The sequence below is a fragment of the uncultured Microbulbifer sp. genome (assembly GCF_947489355.1).
In the GTDB taxonomy this organism is placed as follows: domain Bacteria; phylum Pseudomonadota; class Gammaproteobacteria; order Pseudomonadales; family Cellvibrionaceae; genus Microbulbifer.
Genome location: NZ_CANLDD010000013.1, coordinates 47,786 through 65,001 on the forward strand (window position 1 = coordinate 47,786; position 17,216 = coordinate 65,001).

The 17,216-nt window shown below is 57.4% G+C and carries 17 protein-coding genes; 11 read left to right on the forward strand and 6 right to left on the reverse strand.

Features of this window, described 5'->3' with window-relative positions; genetic code table 11:
* Positions 1 to 58: 58 nt before the first annotated feature.
* From rpmG to radC, 3 genes are all read right to left on the reverse strand, one after another.
* Positions 59 to 214, reverse strand: a complete 156-nt coding sequence (rpmG, locus tag Q1A48_RS07935) for a 50S ribosomal protein L33 (RefSeq protein WP_020413983.1) — start codon at positions 212 to 214, stop codon at positions 59 to 61.
* 36 nt (positions 215 to 250) lie between these two features.
* Positions 251 to 487, reverse strand: a complete 237-nt coding sequence (rpmB, locus tag Q1A48_RS07940; protein WP_226644147.1) for a 50S ribosomal protein L28 — start codon at positions 485 to 487, stop codon at positions 251 to 253.
* A 217-nt stretch (positions 488 to 704) separates the two neighbouring features.
* The gene (gene radC / locus Q1A48_RS07945) at positions 705 to 1,379 is read right to left on the reverse strand and encodes a DNA repair protein RadC (protein ID WP_299943175.1); all 675 of its coding nucleotides are present in this window, start codon (positions 1,377 to 1,379) and stop codon (positions 705 to 707) included.
* Positions 1,380 to 1,518: 139 nt separating this feature from the next.
* Between radC and coaBC the strand changes: the two genes are divergently transcribed.
* The 4 genes from coaBC (at position 1,519) to slmA (ending at position 7,072) form a co-directional block, all read left to right on the forward strand.
* Positions 1,519 to 2,730, forward strand: a complete 1,212-nt coding sequence (gene coaBC / locus Q1A48_RS07950; protein ID WP_299943177.1) for a bifunctional phosphopantothenoylcysteine decarboxylase/phosphopantothenate--cysteine ligase CoaBC — start codon at positions 1,519 to 1,521, stop codon at positions 2,728 to 2,730.
* A gap of 21 nt (positions 2,731 to 2,751) precedes the next feature.
* The gene (locus tag Q1A48_RS07955; RefSeq protein WP_299943179.1) at positions 2,752 to 5,139 is read left to right on the forward strand and encodes a phosphomannomutase/phosphoglucomutase; all 2,388 of its coding nucleotides are present in this window, start codon (positions 2,752 to 2,754) and stop codon (positions 5,137 to 5,139) included.
* Positions 5,140 to 5,435: 296 nt separating this feature from the next.
* On the forward strand, positions 5,436 to 6,353 hold the full coding sequence (gene argB / locus Q1A48_RS07960; RefSeq protein WP_299943182.1) for an acetylglutamate kinase: 918 nt from the start codon (positions 5,436 to 5,438) through the stop codon (positions 6,351 to 6,353).
* 110 nt (positions 6,354 to 6,463) lie between these two features.
* Entirely contained in the window at positions 6,464 to 7,072 is a 609-nt protein-coding gene (slmA, locus tag Q1A48_RS07965) for a nucleoid occlusion factor SlmA (protein WP_299943185.1), read from the forward strand.
* Positions 7,073 to 7,161: 89 nt separating this feature from the next.
* Here the strand turns inward: slmA and Q1A48_RS07970 are convergent, their stop codons facing one another.
* Both Q1A48_RS07970 and pyrE read right to left on the reverse strand, forming a co-directional pair.
* The gene (locus Q1A48_RS07970; protein ID WP_299943188.1) at positions 7,162 to 7,779 is read right to left on the reverse strand and encodes a hypothetical protein; all 618 of its coding nucleotides are present in this window, start codon (positions 7,777 to 7,779) and stop codon (positions 7,162 to 7,164) included.
* A gap of 35 nt (positions 7,780 to 7,814) precedes the next feature.
* Positions 7,815 to 8,468, reverse strand: coding sequence for an orotate phosphoribosyltransferase (gene pyrE / locus Q1A48_RS07975; protein WP_299943191.1), 654 nt, complete (start codon positions 8,466 to 8,468; stop codon positions 7,815 to 7,817).
* 114 nt (positions 8,469 to 8,582) lie between these two features.
* On the opposite strand from pyrE, the gene Q1A48_RS07980 reads away from it, so the two are divergent.
* Positions 8,583 to 9,350, forward strand: coding sequence for an exodeoxyribonuclease III (locus Q1A48_RS07980; protein WP_299943193.1), 768 nt, complete (start codon positions 8,583 to 8,585; stop codon positions 9,348 to 9,350).
* Between the two features lie 90 nt (positions 9,351 to 9,440).
* On the opposite strand, the gene rph is transcribed toward Q1A48_RS07980, so the two are convergent.
* Complete coding sequence (rph, locus tag Q1A48_RS07985) at positions 9,441 to 10,169, reverse strand: ribonuclease PH (RefSeq protein WP_299943195.1); 729 nt, start codon at positions 10,167 to 10,169, stop codon at positions 9,441 to 9,443.
* 109 nt (positions 10,170 to 10,278) lie between these two features.
* On the opposite strand from rph, the gene Q1A48_RS07990 reads away from it, so the two are divergent.
* The 6 genes from Q1A48_RS07990 to Q1A48_RS08015 all read left to right on the forward strand — a co-directional run bounded on the left by Q1A48_RS07990 (position 10,279) and on the right by Q1A48_RS08015 (position 17,186).
* Positions 10,279 to 11,166 carry a YicC/YloC family endoribonuclease gene (locus Q1A48_RS07990; protein WP_299943197.1) on the forward strand — a complete coding sequence of 296 codons (888 nt, stop codon included), beginning with the start codon at positions 10,279 to 10,281 and terminating at the stop codon, positions 11,164 to 11,166.
* Between the two features lie 851 nt (positions 11,167 to 12,017).
* Positions 12,018 to 13,262 (forward strand): sterol desaturase family protein, encoded by a 1,245-nt coding sequence (locus Q1A48_RS07995; RefSeq protein WP_299943199.1) that lies wholly within the window; start codon positions 12,018 to 12,020, stop codon positions 13,260 to 13,262.
* A gap of 243 nt (positions 13,263 to 13,505) precedes the next feature.
* The gene (gmk, locus tag Q1A48_RS08000; protein WP_299943201.1) at positions 13,506 to 14,126 is read left to right on the forward strand and encodes a guanylate kinase; all 621 of its coding nucleotides are present in this window, start codon (positions 13,506 to 13,508) and stop codon (positions 14,124 to 14,126) included.
* Between the two features lie 99 nt (positions 14,127 to 14,225).
* Complete coding sequence (gene rpoZ / locus Q1A48_RS08005; RefSeq protein WP_299943203.1) at positions 14,226 to 14,489, forward strand: DNA-directed RNA polymerase subunit omega; 264 nt, start codon at positions 14,226 to 14,228, stop codon at positions 14,487 to 14,489.
* A gap of 54 nt (positions 14,490 to 14,543) precedes the next feature.
* The gene (spoT, locus tag Q1A48_RS08010; protein ID WP_299943205.1) at positions 14,544 to 16,661 is read left to right on the forward strand and encodes a bifunctional GTP diphosphokinase/guanosine-3',5'-bis pyrophosphate 3'-pyrophosphohydrolase; all 2,118 of its coding nucleotides are present in this window, start codon (positions 14,544 to 14,546) and stop codon (positions 16,659 to 16,661) included.
* Between the two features lie 141 nt (positions 16,662 to 16,802).
* Positions 16,803 to 17,186: a RidA family protein gene (locus Q1A48_RS08015; protein ID WP_299943207.1), complete on the forward strand. Its 384-nt coding sequence runs from the start codon at positions 16,803 to 16,805 to the stop codon at positions 17,184 to 17,186.
* Positions 17,187 to 17,216 lie beyond the last annotated feature (30 nt).

The following is a 17,216-nucleotide window of genomic DNA, read 5'->3' on the forward strand; positions in this document are numbered from 1 at the left end:
ACAGAGACAAAAAAGCCCGGTGACTGGCCGGGCTTTTTACAGGCTACGCAAGCGACAGTCACTTGATTTTGCCTTCCTTGTACATAACATGCTTGCGTACAACGGGATCGTACTTTTTGATCTCCATTTTCTCGGGCATGTTGCGCTTGTTCTTGGTGGTCGTGTAAAAGTGGCCGGTACCGGCACTGGAATTCAGGCGGATCTTCTCGCGCATTGCTCTCTCTCCAATCGGTTTGCTGGGCTACAGCCGTTATACTTTTTCGCCACGGGTACGCAGCTCCGTCAGAACAGCGTCGATCCCTTTCTTGTCGATCACGCGCATGCCCTTCGCGGAAACACGCAGCTTCACGAAACGCTTCTCGGATTCAACCCAGAAACGATGGCTGTGCAGGTTCGGCACAAAGCGGCGCTTGGTGCGATTCTTGGCGTGGGATACATTGTTTCCGGTAACTGGCCGTTTACCGGTTACCTGACATACCTTAGACATCTGTTGGCCTCTTGAAAACGCTTGTGCCCACAGCCCCTCCTGGCGAGGAAGGTGCTGCGGGAACATACAAATCGGGATTCTAGTCCGGTTCCTGGATGGCGGCGGAACCTGTTCAGAATCCGGCCCGGCCGCAAAGAGCGGCGTTTTATACCAAAAGAGCTCGCAGGGGGCAAGTTTTGTACAACCCGTCCATGTCACCGGCAGCCGCGCTTTCGCTTTACAGCAGCCCGTGTTCAACAAAGGACAGCGTTTCGCCTTCACCGATAATCATATGGTCGAGCACCGGGATATCGAACAGTTGCAGTGCCTGAACCAGGCGCTCGGTAATCCAGATATCCGCCTGGCTGGGCTCACAGGAACCGGACGGGTGATTGTGCGCCAAAATTACCGCTGCAGCACCCCGGTAGAGTGCAGCCTGCACCACCTCACGGGGATACACATTGGCGGCGTTGAGCGTCCCTTCAAACAGCTCTTCAAAGGCGATCACACAGCGCTGGTTATTCAGATAGAGGCAGCAGAAAACCTCGCGGCGACGGTGGCGCAGCTGCATTGCCAGGTAATCCCGTAACGCCGCAGGGCTGCCCAGGGCACTGCCCAGCCGGATGGTCTCTGCCAGGTGCCGCCGCGCCATTTCCAGCGCCGCCTGCAACTGGGCGAACTTGGCATTGCCCAGTCCCGGTGCGCGGCAGAACCGGTCCCGGTCCACCTCCAGCAGCGCACGCAAACCGCCGAATTCCCTCAGCAGACTGCGCGCCATATCCACCGCAGAGACCCCCGGCAAGCCCACGCGCAGAAAAATGGCCAGTAGCTCCGCATCCGATAGTGCCCCGGCACCTTGTGCCAACAGCTTCTCCCTCGGCCTCTCAGCCTCGGGCCAATCCTTGATTTTCACCTTTGCCCCCCGACTTTTCCGCCACAGCGCCTTATTCCCCGCCTCTACCCGCATTTCAGTGAATGCCCGATCCCCGTCTTATATGAACAGAGGCATCAATGCTAATCTACCCCCTTGTAGCAATTCGGGAACTGCACCTATGTCCTCCCTGGCCGACAAACACATCATTCTGGGTATCAGTGGCGGTATTGCCGCCTACAAGAGTGCCGACCTGGTGCGCCGCCTCAAGGAGCGCGGTGCCGCGGTGAGAGTGGTCATGAGTGCCGGCGCGCGTGAATTTGTACAGCCGCTGACCTATCAGGCCCTGTCCGGCAACCCGGTGCACACCGACCTGCTGGACCCGGCAGCGGAGGCGGCCATGGGGCATATAGAATTGGCCAGATGGGCCGAACTGATCCTCATCGCTCCCGCCAGCGCCCAGATCATGGCCAAGCTTGCCTGTGGCATGGCGGACGACTTGCTAACCACCCTGTGCCTTGCCAGCGAGGCACCACTGGCGCTGGCGCCCGCCATGAATCAAGCCATGTGGCGCCACCCTGCCACTGCCACCAATACACAAACCCTGCGCAAACGTGGCGTGCTGTTCTGGGGCCCTGCGGGCGGCAGCCAGGCCTGCGGCGATGTGGGACCCGGACGTATGCTGGAACCGGAGGACCTGGCACAACAGGCAGAGCATCTGTACGCCAAAAGCGACTGCCTGCACGGAAAAAAAGTGGTGATCACATCGGGCCCCACCCGTGAAGCTCTGGACCCGGTCCGCTACCTCAGCAATCACAGCTCCGGCAAAATGGGCTTTGCCCTCGCCGCAGCGGCCCGGCGGGCCGGCGCTCAGGTGACGCTGATCTCGGGACCTGTGAGTCTCAGTACCCCGGCACAGGTAAAACGCGTCGATGTTGTCAATGCCCGGGAAATGCGCGATGCCGCCGAACGCGCCGCGGATCTCTGCGATATTTTTATCGGCGCTGCCGCAGTAGCGGATTTTCGCCCGGCAACCGTGGCCGGGCAAAAGCTTAAAAAGCAGGAAGGTCGCGACGAGACTTCGATAACCCTGGTAAAAAACCCCGATATCATCGCCGGCATTGCAGCGCGCACCAAACTACGCCCATTCACCGTGGGTTTCGCTGCGGAAACCCAGCGGGTAGTGCAGTATGCGCAGGGCAAGCTGCAGCACAAAAACCTCGATATGATTATCGCCAATGATGTCAGCCGCGCAGATAGCGGCTTTAATAGCGATCAAAATGCGGTCACGGTCATAGACCGCGATGGCTGTAACAGTTTGCCGCCGGCTTTAAAGACCAACCTTGCCAAACAATTAATAGAAATAATCGCCACAAAAGCACAACAACAGTAAACGCTACAAACAGGAAAATCCGTGGTTTCCAACAAGAATGACCATCGCCGTGTGCACCTGCACAAGGGACTGTTTTTGCCATCCCTACTGGCCGCTGTCGCCTGGCTAGGCGGTGCCTATTTACTGATAGAATACGTTGTAGATCCCTACAACCAGGCCCAGGTAAGGCAGGTAGCCCAGCAACAGGGAGAGGCGTTTGCCCAGATCGTGCAGCAACAACTGAGCGAACGCTCCCGGCGCCTGCAAAAAGTTCATGCCACAGAAATACCGGCTCTCACACTGCTGAAAACCGCGCAACTGCCCGAGGGGTCTTCAGTACAGGTGTTTACTGAACAGCAGATTCAAGTGGGCGCAGGTGCAAATCCGACCCTCAATTTCGCCCTGGTGGACCTGCTCAAACGCGGGCGGACGGATTCGCGACTACCTTTGGAAATACTGCGGACCGGCAAAGACAACAGCTTGCAGCTGCACAGTGCACTGAATCTGCACGGAGAGCAGCTACTGATCTCCCAGCCGTTTGCCATTCTGGAAAATACCCTGAACGGACTCGACAAGAGCCGGGGACAAATCCAACTGATTCAGAAATTTCCCGATGCGCCGGCACAGACGCTGTGGCGCGGCGGCCAGGGGGTCGGACACGCCACTGGGATAAATCTCCAAAACAGTTATCTGCGTATTCAATTTAGTCCCTCGGACAGCTTCACAAATCGGCACAGCCTGCCGGAACTCTGGATTTATCTCGGTGCTGGCGCAGGCCTGCTGATTTCTCTGGTATTACTGGCAGCTTTCCTCCCCAGGGGTACCAAAGCGCCCTGGGAGCGCAGGGGCAATGGCGCAAAAGGTGGAACGGGAAAATCCGCGCCGAGCGGGAATGTCATACAGGGAGAAAACCCTATACCCCAGAGTCTCGCTTCACCACCGAGTGTTACTGCAGATACCCCTCGGCAAAACGGGGAAAACAACACCACCGGCAAACAACCCCCTATGGCTGTGCGCCAGTCCGGGCTGAACCCGGTAATCAACTGTCCACAACACGTATTTCGCGCCTACGATATTCGCGGTATTGCCGGTGAGGAAATCAACGAGCCTTTCGCCTACCAACTGGGGCGCGCCCTGGGAACCCTGGCACAACACGCTGGCGAATCTATTCTGCTGGTGGGACGCGACGGCCGCAATAGCAGTGAACTGCTGGGCAACTGCCTGGTGGAAGGTATTCTCGACAGCGGCTGCAACAGTATCAATCTGGGGCTGATACCCTCACCCCTACTCTATTACGCCTGCGTAAAAGGGAAAAATACCAGCAGTGGCGTTATAGTTACTGCGAGCCACAATCCCGCCGAGGACAATGGATTTAAAATTGTTCTGAAAGGGCGCCCGCTGGCCGAGGAAAAACTGCAGGGACTGTATCAACTGATGCAGAAAGGTCCTTTCAAGCAGGGTGAGGGCAGCAATCGTGAACAGGAAATCATAGACAAGTACATTGACGAGGTCTTGAATAACGTCGCCCTTGCCGGGCAGCCACACTTGGTTGTGGATACCGGCAACGGCGCTGCCTCCGTTTTGGCGCCACGCCTGTTTGAGCAACTGGGCTGTGCCGTGACCCCTATTTTCTGCGAAGTGGATGGAAATTTCCCCAATCATCCGCCAGACCCTTCCAGACCCGAAAATCTGCAGGCCCTGATTGACAAGGTGACTGAATGCGGTGCAGATCTCGGTGTGGCGCTCGATGGTGATGGCGATAGGGTTACCTTGATCTCTCGCAGCGGGCGCATCGCCTGGGCGGACCAGTTGGTGATGCTGTTGGCGCGGGATATTCTCGGACGTCACCCTGGGGAGCATATTGTCTTTGATGTAAAAAGCAGTCGCAGCCTGGCGCAACTGATCAGCCAGTACGGCGGCCGCCCGGTGATGTGGAAAACCGGCCACGCGCCGATGAAAACCAAAATGCTGGAAACCAAGGCCATTCTGGGCGGCGAGCTGTCGGGACATATTTTTATCAGAGACCGCTGGTTTGGATTTGACGACGGTATCTATGCGGCCGCGCGCATACTGGAAATTATGGCTCTGCGCGAACAGACATTGGATGAGCTTTTGGATTCGCTGCCAAGAATGGAAAGCACCCCGGAAATTTTGTTGCCGGTAGAGGAGCAGGAGAAGTTTTCCCTGGTCGATCAACTGCGCGAGCAGGGGGACTTTGCCAATGCGGACATCAACACCATCGACGGCCTGCGCATCGAGTTTTCCGATGGCTGGGGGCTGGTGCGCGCCTCCAACACCACCAGTGCGCTGACGCTGCGTTTTGAAGCGGAAAATGCCGAAGCCCTGGAACGTATCCGCACCCAAGTGATGGACCAGCTCAGGAGAATTGCGCCCGCGATCACAGTGCCCAATTGGCAGCTTCTCGACTAGTGCGTTCGGCTTGATTCCGAATGACTAGTAAAGCAGGAGGGGAAAATACCCCCTCTCTCAGAACCGTATGAGGCATGGAGGCCGATTAAGGGCGTACAGGGATGTATTCACAGCGCGTTCTGGGGGAAGGGTATTCTTTCCTTCCGACCCGGTAATATATATGGCAGGTGCTGCTGCCGCTGTTAGCTCTTGGCCAGCGAGTTTTTCCAATACAAACCCCGGTTATTTGCCCAGTATCCCCGGTAAAGGCGGGTGGCGATATCCGTACGATCCTGCTTGATCAGAAAGGAATGGTCATGTCCCTCAATAAGAAGTCTGCTCTGCGTGTCGCCCAGGTTTTAAATGAAGCACTACCCTATATCCAGCGATTTACCGGCAAAACCATCGTGGTGAAATTCGGCGGTAACGCCATGGTGGACTGGGAACTGCAAAATAGTTTCGCGCGCGACATTATCTTAATGAAGTTGGTGGGTATGAACCCGGTGGTGGTGCATGGTGGCGGTCCGCAAATTGGCCAACTGCTGCATAAACTGAATATTGAATCCCGCTTTGTGGATGGAATGCGAGTCACCGACAGTGAGACCATGAATGTGGTGGAAATGGTGTTGGGCGGTACCGTCAACAAGCAAATTGTCAACCTGATTAACCACAATGGCGGCCGCGCCGTGGGCGTGACCGGTAAAGACGGCCTGCTGTTAGAGGCCCGCAAACTGACCAGGAAAAATGAAAACGCCGGCCTGCACGCCTCTGAGATTATCGATATCGGTCAGGTCGGAGAGGTGGAAAAAGTCAATATCGAAGTCATCAACATGCTTATCAATGGTGATTTCATTCCGGTCATTGCCCCGATTGGTGTGGACAGAAATGGCATCTCTTATAACATAAATGCGGATCTGGTGGCCGGTAAAATCGCCGAGTGCTTAAAAGCCGAGAAACTGATGCTGCTCACCAATGTAGCGGGCCTGAAAAACAAGCAGGGAGAAGTACTCACCGGCCTGGCCAGCCCACAGGTGCAGAGCCTGATTGACGATGGCACTATTTACGGCGGTATGCTTCCCAAGATTACCTGCGCACTGGATGCCATCAAAGCCGGGGTTAACGCAGCCCACATTATCGACGGGCGCATCCCAAATGCGGTACTGCTGGAAATTTTCACAGATAGTGGCGTAGGCACATTGATCACCAATAGCCGCGCGCAAACTGAAAGCAGATAACGTCTTGGCAATTGAACACAGCCCGGCGAATCGGTAGGATTCCGCCACCGCAACACTACAGCGATAAAAACAAAATCACCGCCCACCCTCAAGTGGACAAAAGGCAATCAATGAGCAGTGAAAAAATTACTCGGCGGCAACAAATTCTGGAAGCCCTGGCTCATATGCTGGAAGCCAGTCCCGGCGCACGTATCACAACTGCAGCCCTGGCCAGGGAGGTCGGTTTCTCCGAAGCGGCACTCTATCGCCACTTCCCCAGCAAATCGAAAATGTTTGAGGGCCTGATTGAATTCATTGAAGAGGCCATTTTTAGTCGCGTCGCACTGATTCTGCGGGATGAGCCCTCGGCCCTGAGCCGCTGCCAGAAAATTCTGCACCTCCTTCTGGCCTTCTGTGAACGCAATCCGGGTATTACCCGGCTGCTCACGGGCGATGCCCTGACGGGCGAAACCGAGCGACTACACGGGCGTATTCTACAGTTGTTCGACCGCCTGGAAACTCAGATGCGACAAATCCTGCGAGAGGCGGAACTGCGCGAGGACCTGCGCCCAGTGCTGCCTCTAGGCGGCGCGGCCAACCTGCTGCTGGCCAGTGCCGAAGGACGGATTGTGCAGTATGTGCGCAGCGGCTTTAAACGTAAACCCACCGAGTATTGGGAGGAGCAGTGGCCGGTTCTGACTTCGGGGTTCTTTCGCGAAACCTTGGTCCCGGTCAGGTAGCGGGCCGCAGGTAATTCCGCCATGATTCACCCCGCAACCAAATGGGCCGCGGGCAAAACCGGGGAATGCGCAACGGAAGGACTGCCCGGCTAGGATCGGGCTGTGAGCTCGGTGTAACGGGCAACGGCTTTATCGAACTCCGCACCGATAGAGCGGGCCTCCCCCGCACGCTGACTGAGGCGCTCGCGCAAGACCGATACCTCCTTTTGTAAATCGGCGATACGCCGCAGGAGTTCGGGTGCCACCTCACGACCGCTGCGCTGGGTACGCGCCGCAGCTGCTTCCTCCTCAGCGATCTGGCGAACGAGGCTGGCGATATTCGAGCGCATAATTGCCATATCCTGCTCCACAATAGCCAGCTTGCGCGTCCGCGCACTCTCAATATCGGCAATGCTGTTGTACCGTTTTAGCAACCTGCGGTCCGCCTCCTTCTGGACCTCCTGCCGGCGCTTCGCCGCGTATTCCTCGGGGCTCGGCTGCGGGGGCACCACCTCAAGCACACGGCCGGTGGGGGTGAGGATCTCATACCCCTTGGCAACATACTCGGGTGGGACCACCTCATTGAGCACCACTATGCCCCGCTCATCGGTATAGCGATAGAGCACCCTGTCCCCGGCACCGCCCGCGGCATTTGCCAAGGCGGACAGCGACAACAGAGCGGCGACCAGTAAACGTACCACAGGAGCGGCTCGCATCGCACTTCTCACTGAATAGTCCTCCGGCCCGCCACAAAGGTCCCGCTCTATTGATCCGAAACGCCGTAACGCTGCCGATAGTCCACAATTTTTTGCAGGGTCTCGCTGTCGTGCGATTCCTGCTCGAGATAACTGATCACATTGTCTAGCTGCACGATGCTGATCACCGGGATATTGTACTGTCTCTCTATCTGCTGAATAGCGGAGAATTCACATTCCTCGCTCGCTCTTTCCTGGCGGTTCAATCCGATCACCACACCGGCGGCGCTGGCTCCGTGGGCTGCGATAATTTGTACTACTTCTCGCACCGCAGTACCCGCGGTAATCACATCATCGACAATCAAAACCTTGCCAACCAGCGGCGCACCCACTATGGTTCCACCCTCGCCGTGATCCTTGGCTTCCTTGCGGTTGAAGCAGAAAGGCTTGTTGATGCCCTTCTGCGCCAGTGCCACGGCGGTCACCGCACCCAGCGGGATACCCTTGTAAGCCGGCCCGAAAATGACATCAAAATCCACCTCTGAAGCGATAACCGCTTCGGCGTAGGCGTGTCCGAGTGCTGCCAGCGCTGCACCGGTATGGAAGTGCCCGGCATTGAAGAAATAGGGACTCTGGCGGCCTGATTTCAGGGTGAAGTCACCGAAACGCAACACTCGGTGATCCAGGGCCAGTTGGATAAAATCGCGCTGATACTGCTGCATGGAAAATTGTTAACAATTGGCTAAGGTGAAGGGAGACCGCCCCGTGGCAATCCCGGGGACAGGCACATACATAATGTTTCTAATGATACACAGTCCGCTGGTAAGGGGCTAATAATGCGAATAGTAAGCTTGTCGGTGGACGGCGTTCACCAGGCCGCACAACGCGGCCTCTACGATTGGTTGGCAGAGCAGGACGCAGACATTATCTGTCTACAGGACCTGCGTGCCCTCGAGCCCCAGCTGGACCACCCCGTCTTTCACCCCGACGGTTATTACAGCTATTTCTTCGACTCGGGAACACCGCACGAAAATGGGGTGGCCATCTACACCCGCAGCCAGCCCAAAGCCATTATCTTTGGTATGGGCTTTGCCAGTGGTGAGGACATGTTCGGACGCTATTTACAGGCGGACTTCGAGCGCCTGAGTGTCGGCTCGCTGCTCGCCCCCGCAGCCACCGGTGAGGCAACCCTGGAGAAAAAGGTACAGTTCTTCGACGATATGCAGGCGCACCTGCACAAGGTCAGCCGCAAACGCCGTGACTTTATCTTCTGCGGCAACTGGGGCATGGCCCACCGCCGCGCCGACGTGCAGAACTGGCAGGACCATCAGGACACTCCGGGATTTATGCGCCATGAACAGCGCTGGCTGGACCAGTTGTTCAATGAAATCGGCTATGCCGATGCTTTCCGTCGGGTGGTCAAAGACACTGATGAATTCACCTGGTGGCCCAGTGGCACCCTCGGCGAGGGCGATGGTTGGCGCATCGATATGCAGATAGTCTCACACGGGCTGAAGAATCGCATCGAGTACGGCGCCATCAACAAGAACGTCAGCTTTTCCAGCCACCTGCCGGTCAGCATGGATTATGACCTCGAAGTGTGATTAGCGGCGGGCCCGGGCGGTACTGAACTCCGCGAGCATTTGCGCCCCGGCAGAGACTGCCGGGCCAGGCAGCCAGGAGTCTGCCGAATCTCAGTCGCCCCGCGCATCCAGCGCCTTTTTCTGCAGGGCAATCAGTTCGTCGATCCCCGCCTTGCCCAAACCCAGCATCTGGGCAAACTGCTTTTCAGAAAAGGGCGCGCCTTCGGCGGTTCCCTGCACCTCAATCATTCCGCCGTCTGCCGCCATCACCAGGTTCATATCGGTATCGGCGCTACTGTCCTCGGGGTAATCCAGGTCCAGCACCGGCTGCCCCGCATAGATACCCACTGACACCGCCGCAACCAGGTTTAACAGCGGGTCTTGGATGAGAAGCTTTTCCCGCTGCATATGGCGCAGGGCGTCCACCAGCGCCACGCAGGCACCGGTAATCGCCGCTGTGCGCGTACCACCATCGGCCTGAATGACATCACAATCGAGGGTAATCTGGTTTTCACCGAGCTTCTCCAGATCCACTGCCGCCCGCAGCGAGCGACCAATCAGGCGCTGAATCTCCACCGTGCGGCCACTCTGCTTGCCCTTGGCTGCCTCCCGCGGCATACGTGTACCGGTGGAGCGCGGCAACATACCGTACTCCGCCGTGATCCAGCCACTGCCCCGACCGCGCAAAAACCGCGGCACTTCATTCGAGACAGAGGCATTGCACAACACTTTTGTACCCCCGAACGCCACCAGCACAGAACCCTCGGCGTGACGGGTATAGTTGCGGGTTATCTTGATGGGGCGCAGTTGCGCCGCTGCGCGGCCACTGGGTCGCTGCATAATTCACCTCGATCTATTGCATGGAAGCCCTGCATTATATACTCCCCCATGGGCATCCGGACGCTGTGCTATGATGCCGGGCTGACAAAACGCCTGCAGAGGATCCGCAATGGCCGATAACCGGGAACAAAACAGCGTGCGTAGCATGACCGCTTTCGGGCGCGCCGAGGCCATTTTCGAAACAGGGACCGCCATCTGGGAACTGCGCTCAGTCAACCACCGCTACCTGGAGCCCAACTTTCGCCTCCCGGAGACCGCGCGCCCCCTGGAGGCTCAGTTGCGGGATATTTTGCGCAAAAATCTGTCCCGCGGCAAAATCGAACTCACCCTGACCCTCAAGCCCAACATTGGGGAAACCGTCGGACTGGAGATTAACCAGGCATTGGCGCAAGCCCTGTTGCAGGCCGCCAAGCAAGTAGCCGCGAACGAAGATACCCTGCCGCTCAACCCTTTGCAGATTCTCCAGTGGCCCGGTGTCATCGGTGAGCCGGAAACCGATCCCGAGCGACAATCCGCCACTGTTCTCCAGGCTTTTCGCCAAGCACTGCAACAGCTTCGCGCAAATCGGGAGCGCGAAGGGGCAGAGCTGGCCAATTTTATTGAAGCCCGCTTGGTGGGCATTGAGGAACAAATCTCCCAGGTGCGCAGGCTGCTTCCACAAATACTGGAGGCGCAACGGGAAAAGCTGCGCAGCCGACTAGAGGAGTTCTCGTTGGATCTGGACAAAGAGCGCCTGGAGCAGGAAATCGTACTTCTGGCTCAAAAAGCGGATGTGGATGAAGAGCTGGACCGCCTGGGTGCGCACACCGCCGAGACACGCCGGGTGCTCTCTGGTGGCGGCGCCATAGGTCGACGGCTGGACTTTCTGATGCAGGAATTTAATCGCGAAGCCAATACCCTGTCTGCAAAATCCATCGTAACCAGTACCACCCAAGCGGCGGTGGAGCTGAAGGTTCTCATTGAGCAGATGAGGGAGCAGGTGCAAAATATCGAGTAATACCCGGATCCATGCACGCCGGGCCAGTACAAGGGGATCACTGAAAGCGCGGAAATTTCAACCGGGCATTGATCACTGAGCCGTTTTTCTGAGGTTGGCTAAAGAGATGAAAGATATCCTGCAAAATCTGTGTGTAAGCTGACCCGGTTCTTTGTCCTGTTGTCTGTTGTCACCTTTTCCCCAGTGGTGCCCGAAAACTCCGTACACTGCAACTTTTCCCTTGATTGACGTGCCTGAATTTTTCACTGACAACCATTACACCTTTTCCATAAAGCCAGTCGCGATAACGGGTCTGCACTTGAAGAGAGGCACATATTGTCCACCATCTGCGCGACACCTTTTAGCTTCTCTGTTAGTGCGCTCCTCCAGACAACCCGGTGTTACTCCAGTGGCGATGGAATCATCACCCCAATGCCCCCACTTTTCTAGCTGGGTTATTTCCGCGGTATTAAGGGCTATTGAAGGGGGCCTTTGAAGTTGCGACATGTCCGCAGAATGCGTTGTAAACCCCACCAAAGGTGTTAACTTCATCCGGCCGAATTGGCCGCTGCAGTCAATGGCTCAGGCTCTCGCCAGCTGTTGCGGGGGCTTGGCGCCTTCAGGCTTCCTTCGGCGCTTCTTGTTGGCTTTGCTCCGGTCTTTTCAGCGGCCTTGATTGGTGCGGGCCCAGGCTCTAGCAAAGCTTTTGTCCGGCTCCCCTGGGTCCCATCGGCTATCTCTGAAGGATTTCCCGGCGCTAACACTGATGAATTTCGGAATCCAGCCCCTGTAAATATTTGCCACATGCGCCCTGTGTGGCAAAGTCGAGACAACTACGGTATCAAGTGTTATCTATACCCTAAGAGGTCACCGTGAGTCTGATTACCCTTGCCATTCCTTTTTTTCTTATCGCTGTCCTGTCCGAACTCGCATTAGACCGCTGGAAAGGCTGGGGGGTCTACCGCCTTAACGACGCTCTCGGCAATCTCAGTACGGGCATCCTCAGCCGCATCTTGGGGCTGACCTATAAAAGTTTGTTCCTGGTTGTGTATATCCCGCTGTACCATTTGCTGGCGCCCTATTACCAGCTGGTGGGCGTCGACTGGTCCATGACCAATGGCTGGCACCTGTGTATTGCGGTCATCGCCTACGACTTCTGCTACTACTGGAAACACCGTATCAGTCACGAGATAAATCTCTTCTGGGCCGGGCACGTGGTGCACCACCAGAGCGAGGACTACAATCTCACCACCGCCCTGCGCCAATCGAGCGGCGGCCTGCAACTCGAGTGGGTCTTTTATCTGCCGCTGCTACTGATCGGCCTGCCCGCAGAGATGGTGATCACCGCCGGCGCCATAGATCTTCTCTACCAATTCTGGGTACATACACAAAAAATTCCCAAGATACGCTGGATGGAGTGGTTCTTTATCACCCCGTCCAACCACCGGGTACATCACGCCCAGAACACGGTCTATGTAGACAAAAATTACGGTGGCATCCTGATTTTATGGGACCGCCTGTTTGGCACCTACCAGGAGGAGCTCGACAGCGAACCCTGTATCTACGGCGTACGCAAACCCCTCAACACCTTCGACCCCCTGGCGGCCAACCTGCAGCATTTGAAGCGCATGGCACTGGATGCCTGGTACACCAAACGCTGGCGGGACAAACTTACCCTGTGGTTTCGCCCCACCGGCTACCGACCTGCAGATGCGGAGGCGGCCATGCCCGTATCTTCCACCGACCTGACGCATTTCCAGCGCTTCAATCCCCGCATCCGCCGCGGCCGCCGCAACTATGCGCTGATCCAGCACCTGTGCTATTCCGTCGCCAGCCTGGCCCTGCTCTGGCTCAGTACACAACTGGGCTTTGCACCGCTGTTGGCGGTTGTGACCGCACTGGTATTCTGCCTAATGGTCAACGGGCGCATCCTGGACGGGCACCTATGGGCCAGAGTTCTGGAGCCCCTGCGCCTGGGGCTTCTGGCCGGGGCCCTGCCGCTGCTAAGCGCCAAATTTGTGCCCGTTTTCACTGCCTATATTTTTATCAGCGCCCTGCTGTGGTGGTGGCTGGCAATCACGGACAAAAAAGATACCGTCGCCCTCGCTAGCCATTAGCAACGCGGGGCAAGTCTCTATCGCAGAAAGCCTGCGGTGATTGAGCACATGCGCACAGGCGATTCCGGCCGGCACCGGTGTGCAGACGTTATCATGCACCTGAAACGCCCAACACTGCCCCCTCAACCCCGGTCGGTGTTTAACCTTTTCCCACTTTTATGTCCCATTGTTCCACCCCTTGCAGGCACCGCAATGCCGGAGCTTGGGCTATAATGCACGTTTTGCCCGCGAACAGGACCAGATGTGCCAACAGGAACCCTCTATACCGTGTCCGCACCCTCAGGTGCAGGGAAAACCAGCCTGGTGAAGGCGCTGGTGGCAAGCGACAGCCAGGTCACAGTGTCTGTTTCCCATACCACCCGCGCCAAACGCTCCGGTGAGGTGCAGGGTATTGATTACCACTTCGTGGAGCGCGAGGGGTTCCTGGCAATGCTCGAGCAGAATGCTTTTCTCGAGCACGCCCAGGTGTACGGCGACAATTACTACGGCACCGCCAAAAAGGAAGTGGAAGAGACCCTCGCCAGGGGTTGTGACGTTATTCTGGAAATCGACTGGCAAGGCGCTGCACAGGTGCGACGCCTGCATACCGATACTGTCGGGATCTTTATCCTGCCGCCGTCCCAACAAGCTCTGCGCGAGCGCCTCACCGACCGCGGCCAGGATGACCAGCCCGTGATTGATCGACGTATGGGCCAGGCCATCGACGAGATGACACACTATGTCGAAGCGGATTATCTGGTGATCAACGATGACTTCGACCAGGCCCTGACAGAGCTGCGCGCTATAATCCTTGCCCAGCGTCAGCGCCTCGCGCAGCAGCAACTGCGCCACGGGGCACTGTTACAGGCACTGCTGCGCCATTGAGCTGATTGATCGAATTGCGTACACTATATGGTCCGGTAAAATAGTCGCTCCCCCGAACACAATTTGCCCTCCGGGCACAGAGAATGGAACCGAAAGTTTATGGCACGTATTACAGTTGAGGACTGCCTGGAGCACGTCGACAACCGCTTCGAGCTTGTTATCGTGGGTAGCCGACGCGCCCGTCAGATCGCCACCGGCGGCCGGGACCCTCTGGTTCCAGAGGAAAACGACAAACCCACCGTGATCGCCCTGCGCGAAATCGGGGAAGGCCTGGTAGACGCCAGCGTCCTCAATGAACCGGATATTGATGAAACACCCGCCACCATGGCGGCCCCGGCTTATCTCTCCGGCCAGGAAATCTGATTCCGGTCTATTCCTGCTGAGTGTTAGTAAGTGATATGAGAGGCGCGCGCGGCATTGCACACCATCGATAGTCTGGCCCACCGCCTCTCCTCATACCTGTCCCCCGATCAGATCCAGATAGTCCGCCGCGCCTATTTCTATGCCGAACAGGCCCACGACGGGCAGCAGCGCCGCTCCGGCGAACCCTATGTGACCCACCCCCTGGCGGTGGCAACCATTCTCGCGGGTATGCATATGGATCACGAGAGCCTGGCTGCGGCCATGCTGCACGACGTGATCGAGGATACCGGCATCCCCAAGGCGGCACTGGCGGAGCAGTTTGGCAGCGAGGTGGCCGATCTCGTCGACGGCGTCTCCAAGCTGACCCAGTTTGAAACCGACAGCGCGGCGGAAAAGCAGGCGGAAAACTTCCAGAAAATGGCCCTGGCCATGGCGCGGGATATTCGCGTCATCCTGGTAAAGCTGGCCGACCGCCTGCACAACATGCGCACCCTGGGCGCACTAAAACCGCAGAAACGTGCGCGTATCGCCCGCGAAACCCTGGAAATCTACGCACCTATTGCCCACCGCCTGGGGATGAACGACGTGCGTATAGAATTCGAGGACCGCGCCTTCTTCGCCATCTACCCCCTGCGCGCCAGCCGGCTGCGCGCCGCCCTGGTTGCCGCACGCGGCAACCGCAAGGAACTACTCGAACAGATTCAGAACGCCATCGAACTGCGCCTGCAACGGGAGGGCATCAGCGCCCTGGTGATCGGCCGCGAGAAGCATCTTTTCAGTATTTACCAGAAGATGCGTGCGAAAAAGAAATCCTTCAAGGAGATCATGGACGTCTATGCCTTTCGCATCATCGTGGACAGCGTGGACACCTGCTACCGGGTACTCGGTGTGATGCACAGCCTGTATAAACCGGTGATTTCAGACTTCAAGGATTATATCGCTATCCCCAAATCCAACGGCTACCAGTCGCTGCACACCGTGCTGCTGGGTATGCACGGCGTACCGATCGAGGTACAGCTACGTACCAAGGAAATGGACGAGATGGCCAACAGCGGCATTGCCGCCCACTGGCTGTACAAGGCTTCCGGCGAAGAGGTGATCAACACCGGCGGCACCAGCCAGGTGCGCGCACGCCGCTGGGTGCAGGGGCTGCTGGAAATGCAGCAGCGCGCAGGCGACTCCCTGGAGTTTATCGAGAATGTCAAGATCGACCTGTTCCCCGACGAAGTCTACGTGTTCACCCCAAAGGGCCAGATTATCGACCTGCCCGCCGGTGCCACCGCCGTGGACTTCGCCTATTCAGTCCATACGGATATCGGCAATACCTGTGTGGCCGTACGCATCAACCAACGCCTGGCGCCACTGTCGCAACCCCTGGAGAGCGGACAGAAAGTTGAAATTCTCACCCGTAAAAATGCCCAGCCGAATCCCAACTGGCTCAATTTTGTCGTTACCGCCAAGGCCCGCAGCGCTATTCGTCACTTCCTCAAGCACCAGCGCCACCACGACTCCATCGCCCTCGGCCGGCGCCTGCTGGAAAAAGCCCTGAGCAAGTTTGAAACACGCCTGGAAGCACTGACCGAGGAGCAGCTGACACGAGGCCTGCAGGACGCCAAATGCGCGACCCTGGACAAGCTGCTGGAAGAGATTGGCCTCGGCAATAAAGTCGCCTTCTCCGCAGCCAAGCTGCTGGCCCCGGCACACAGTGAAGAGGCCGAAATGAGCCATATCTCCTCACCGCTGACCATCGACGCCCAGGAGGGCATGATGATCAGCTTCGCACGCTGTTGCAGGCCAATCCCCGGAGATACCATTATTGGCCATATCAGCTCCGGCAAAGGAGTGGTCGTGCACCGGGATACCTGCCGCAATACTGGTGAATTTCGCGAACATCCGGAAAACATTATGCTGGTAAACTGGTCACCGGATGTCAAAGGGGACTTTCTCGGCGATGTGCGCGTGGAGGTGGAATCCGAACGCGGCATTATCGCGCGCCTGGCGACCCGGATTACGGAAGAGGGAGCCAGTATTGAGCAAATCAATGTGGATGAAAAAGATGCACACAACAGTGTGATCTCCCTGACATTGGAAGTGGGCGGCCGGGTGCACCTGGCGAGGGTCATGAAGCGGCTGCGCAACCTGCCTTCGGTCATCCGCATCGCACGCCCCTAGGCAGGGTACCCGCCGCCATGCACAATTTACAAGCCGGTGGGCCTCCCCGCTTTCCTCTCTGTTGACGCTGCCATTTGTCGTTAAAGCGCGCTATATTTATCGGCTTTCCTTCTCAAATACCAACAGGTAAAGGAGTACCCTATGCCCAACCGCGCAATTATAAAAACAGACAAGGCACCGGCCGCAGCGGGCACCTATTCCCAGGCGGTAAAGGTCAACAATACGGTTTACTTGTCCGGGCAGATCGGGCTTGATCCCCACACACAGCAAATGGTTTGCGGCAGTTTTGCCGACGAGGTGCGCCAGGTGTTTCGCAATCTGAAAGCCGTCTGTGAGGCGGCGGACGGCTCACTGCAACATATTGTAAAGCTGAACCTTTATATCACCGACAGCGGCAACTTTGCCCGCCTCAACGAGGTGATGGCAGAATTCTTTCAGGAGCCCTACCCGGCGCGGGCGACTGTCGCCGTCAAGGAGCTGCCCCTGGGGGCACAATTTGAAGCCGAAGGCGTGATGGTGCCCTGAGCGCCTCCAGCCATTGCACCATCCGCGCCT

Coding starts and splice junctions, on each gene's coding strand:
- rpmG (WP_020413983.1), bottom strand. CDS start 214: ATGCGCGAGAAGATCCGCCTGAATTCCAGTGCCGGTACCGGCCACTTT.
- rpmB (WP_226644147.1), bottom strand. CDS start 487: ATGTCTAAGGTATGTCAGGTAACCGGTAAACGGCCAGTTACCGGAAAC.
- coaBC (WP_299943177.1), top strand. CDS start 1,519: ATGTCCTCCCTGGCCGACAAACACATCATTCTGGGTATCAGTGGCGGT.
- argB (WP_299943182.1), top strand. CDS start 5,436: ATGTCCCTCAATAAGAAGTCTGCTCTGCGTGTCGCCCAGGTTTTAAAT.
- slmA (WP_299943185.1), top strand. CDS start 6,464: ATGAGCAGTGAAAAAATTACTCGGCGGCAACAAATTCTGGAAGCCCTG.
- pyrE (WP_299943191.1), bottom strand. CDS start 8,468: ATGCAGCAGTATCAGCGCGATTTTATCCAACTGGCCCTGGATCACCGA.
- Q1A48_RS07980 (WP_299943193.1), top strand. CDS start 8,583: ATGCGAATAGTAAGCTTGTCGGTGGACGGCGTTCACCAGGCCGCACAA.
- rph (WP_299943195.1), bottom strand. CDS start 10,169: ATGCAGCGACCCAGTGGCCGCGCAGCGGCGCAACTGCGCCCCATCAAG.
- Q1A48_RS07990 (WP_299943197.1), top strand. CDS start 10,279: ATGGCCGATAACCGGGAACAAAACAGCGTGCGTAGCATGACCGCTTTC.
- rpoZ (WP_299943203.1), top strand. CDS start 14,226: ATGGCACGTATTACAGTTGAGGACTGCCTGGAGCACGTCGACAACCGC.
- Q1A48_RS08015 (WP_299943207.1), top strand. CDS start 16,803: ATGCCCAACCGCGCAATTATAAAAACAGACAAGGCACCGGCCGCAGCG.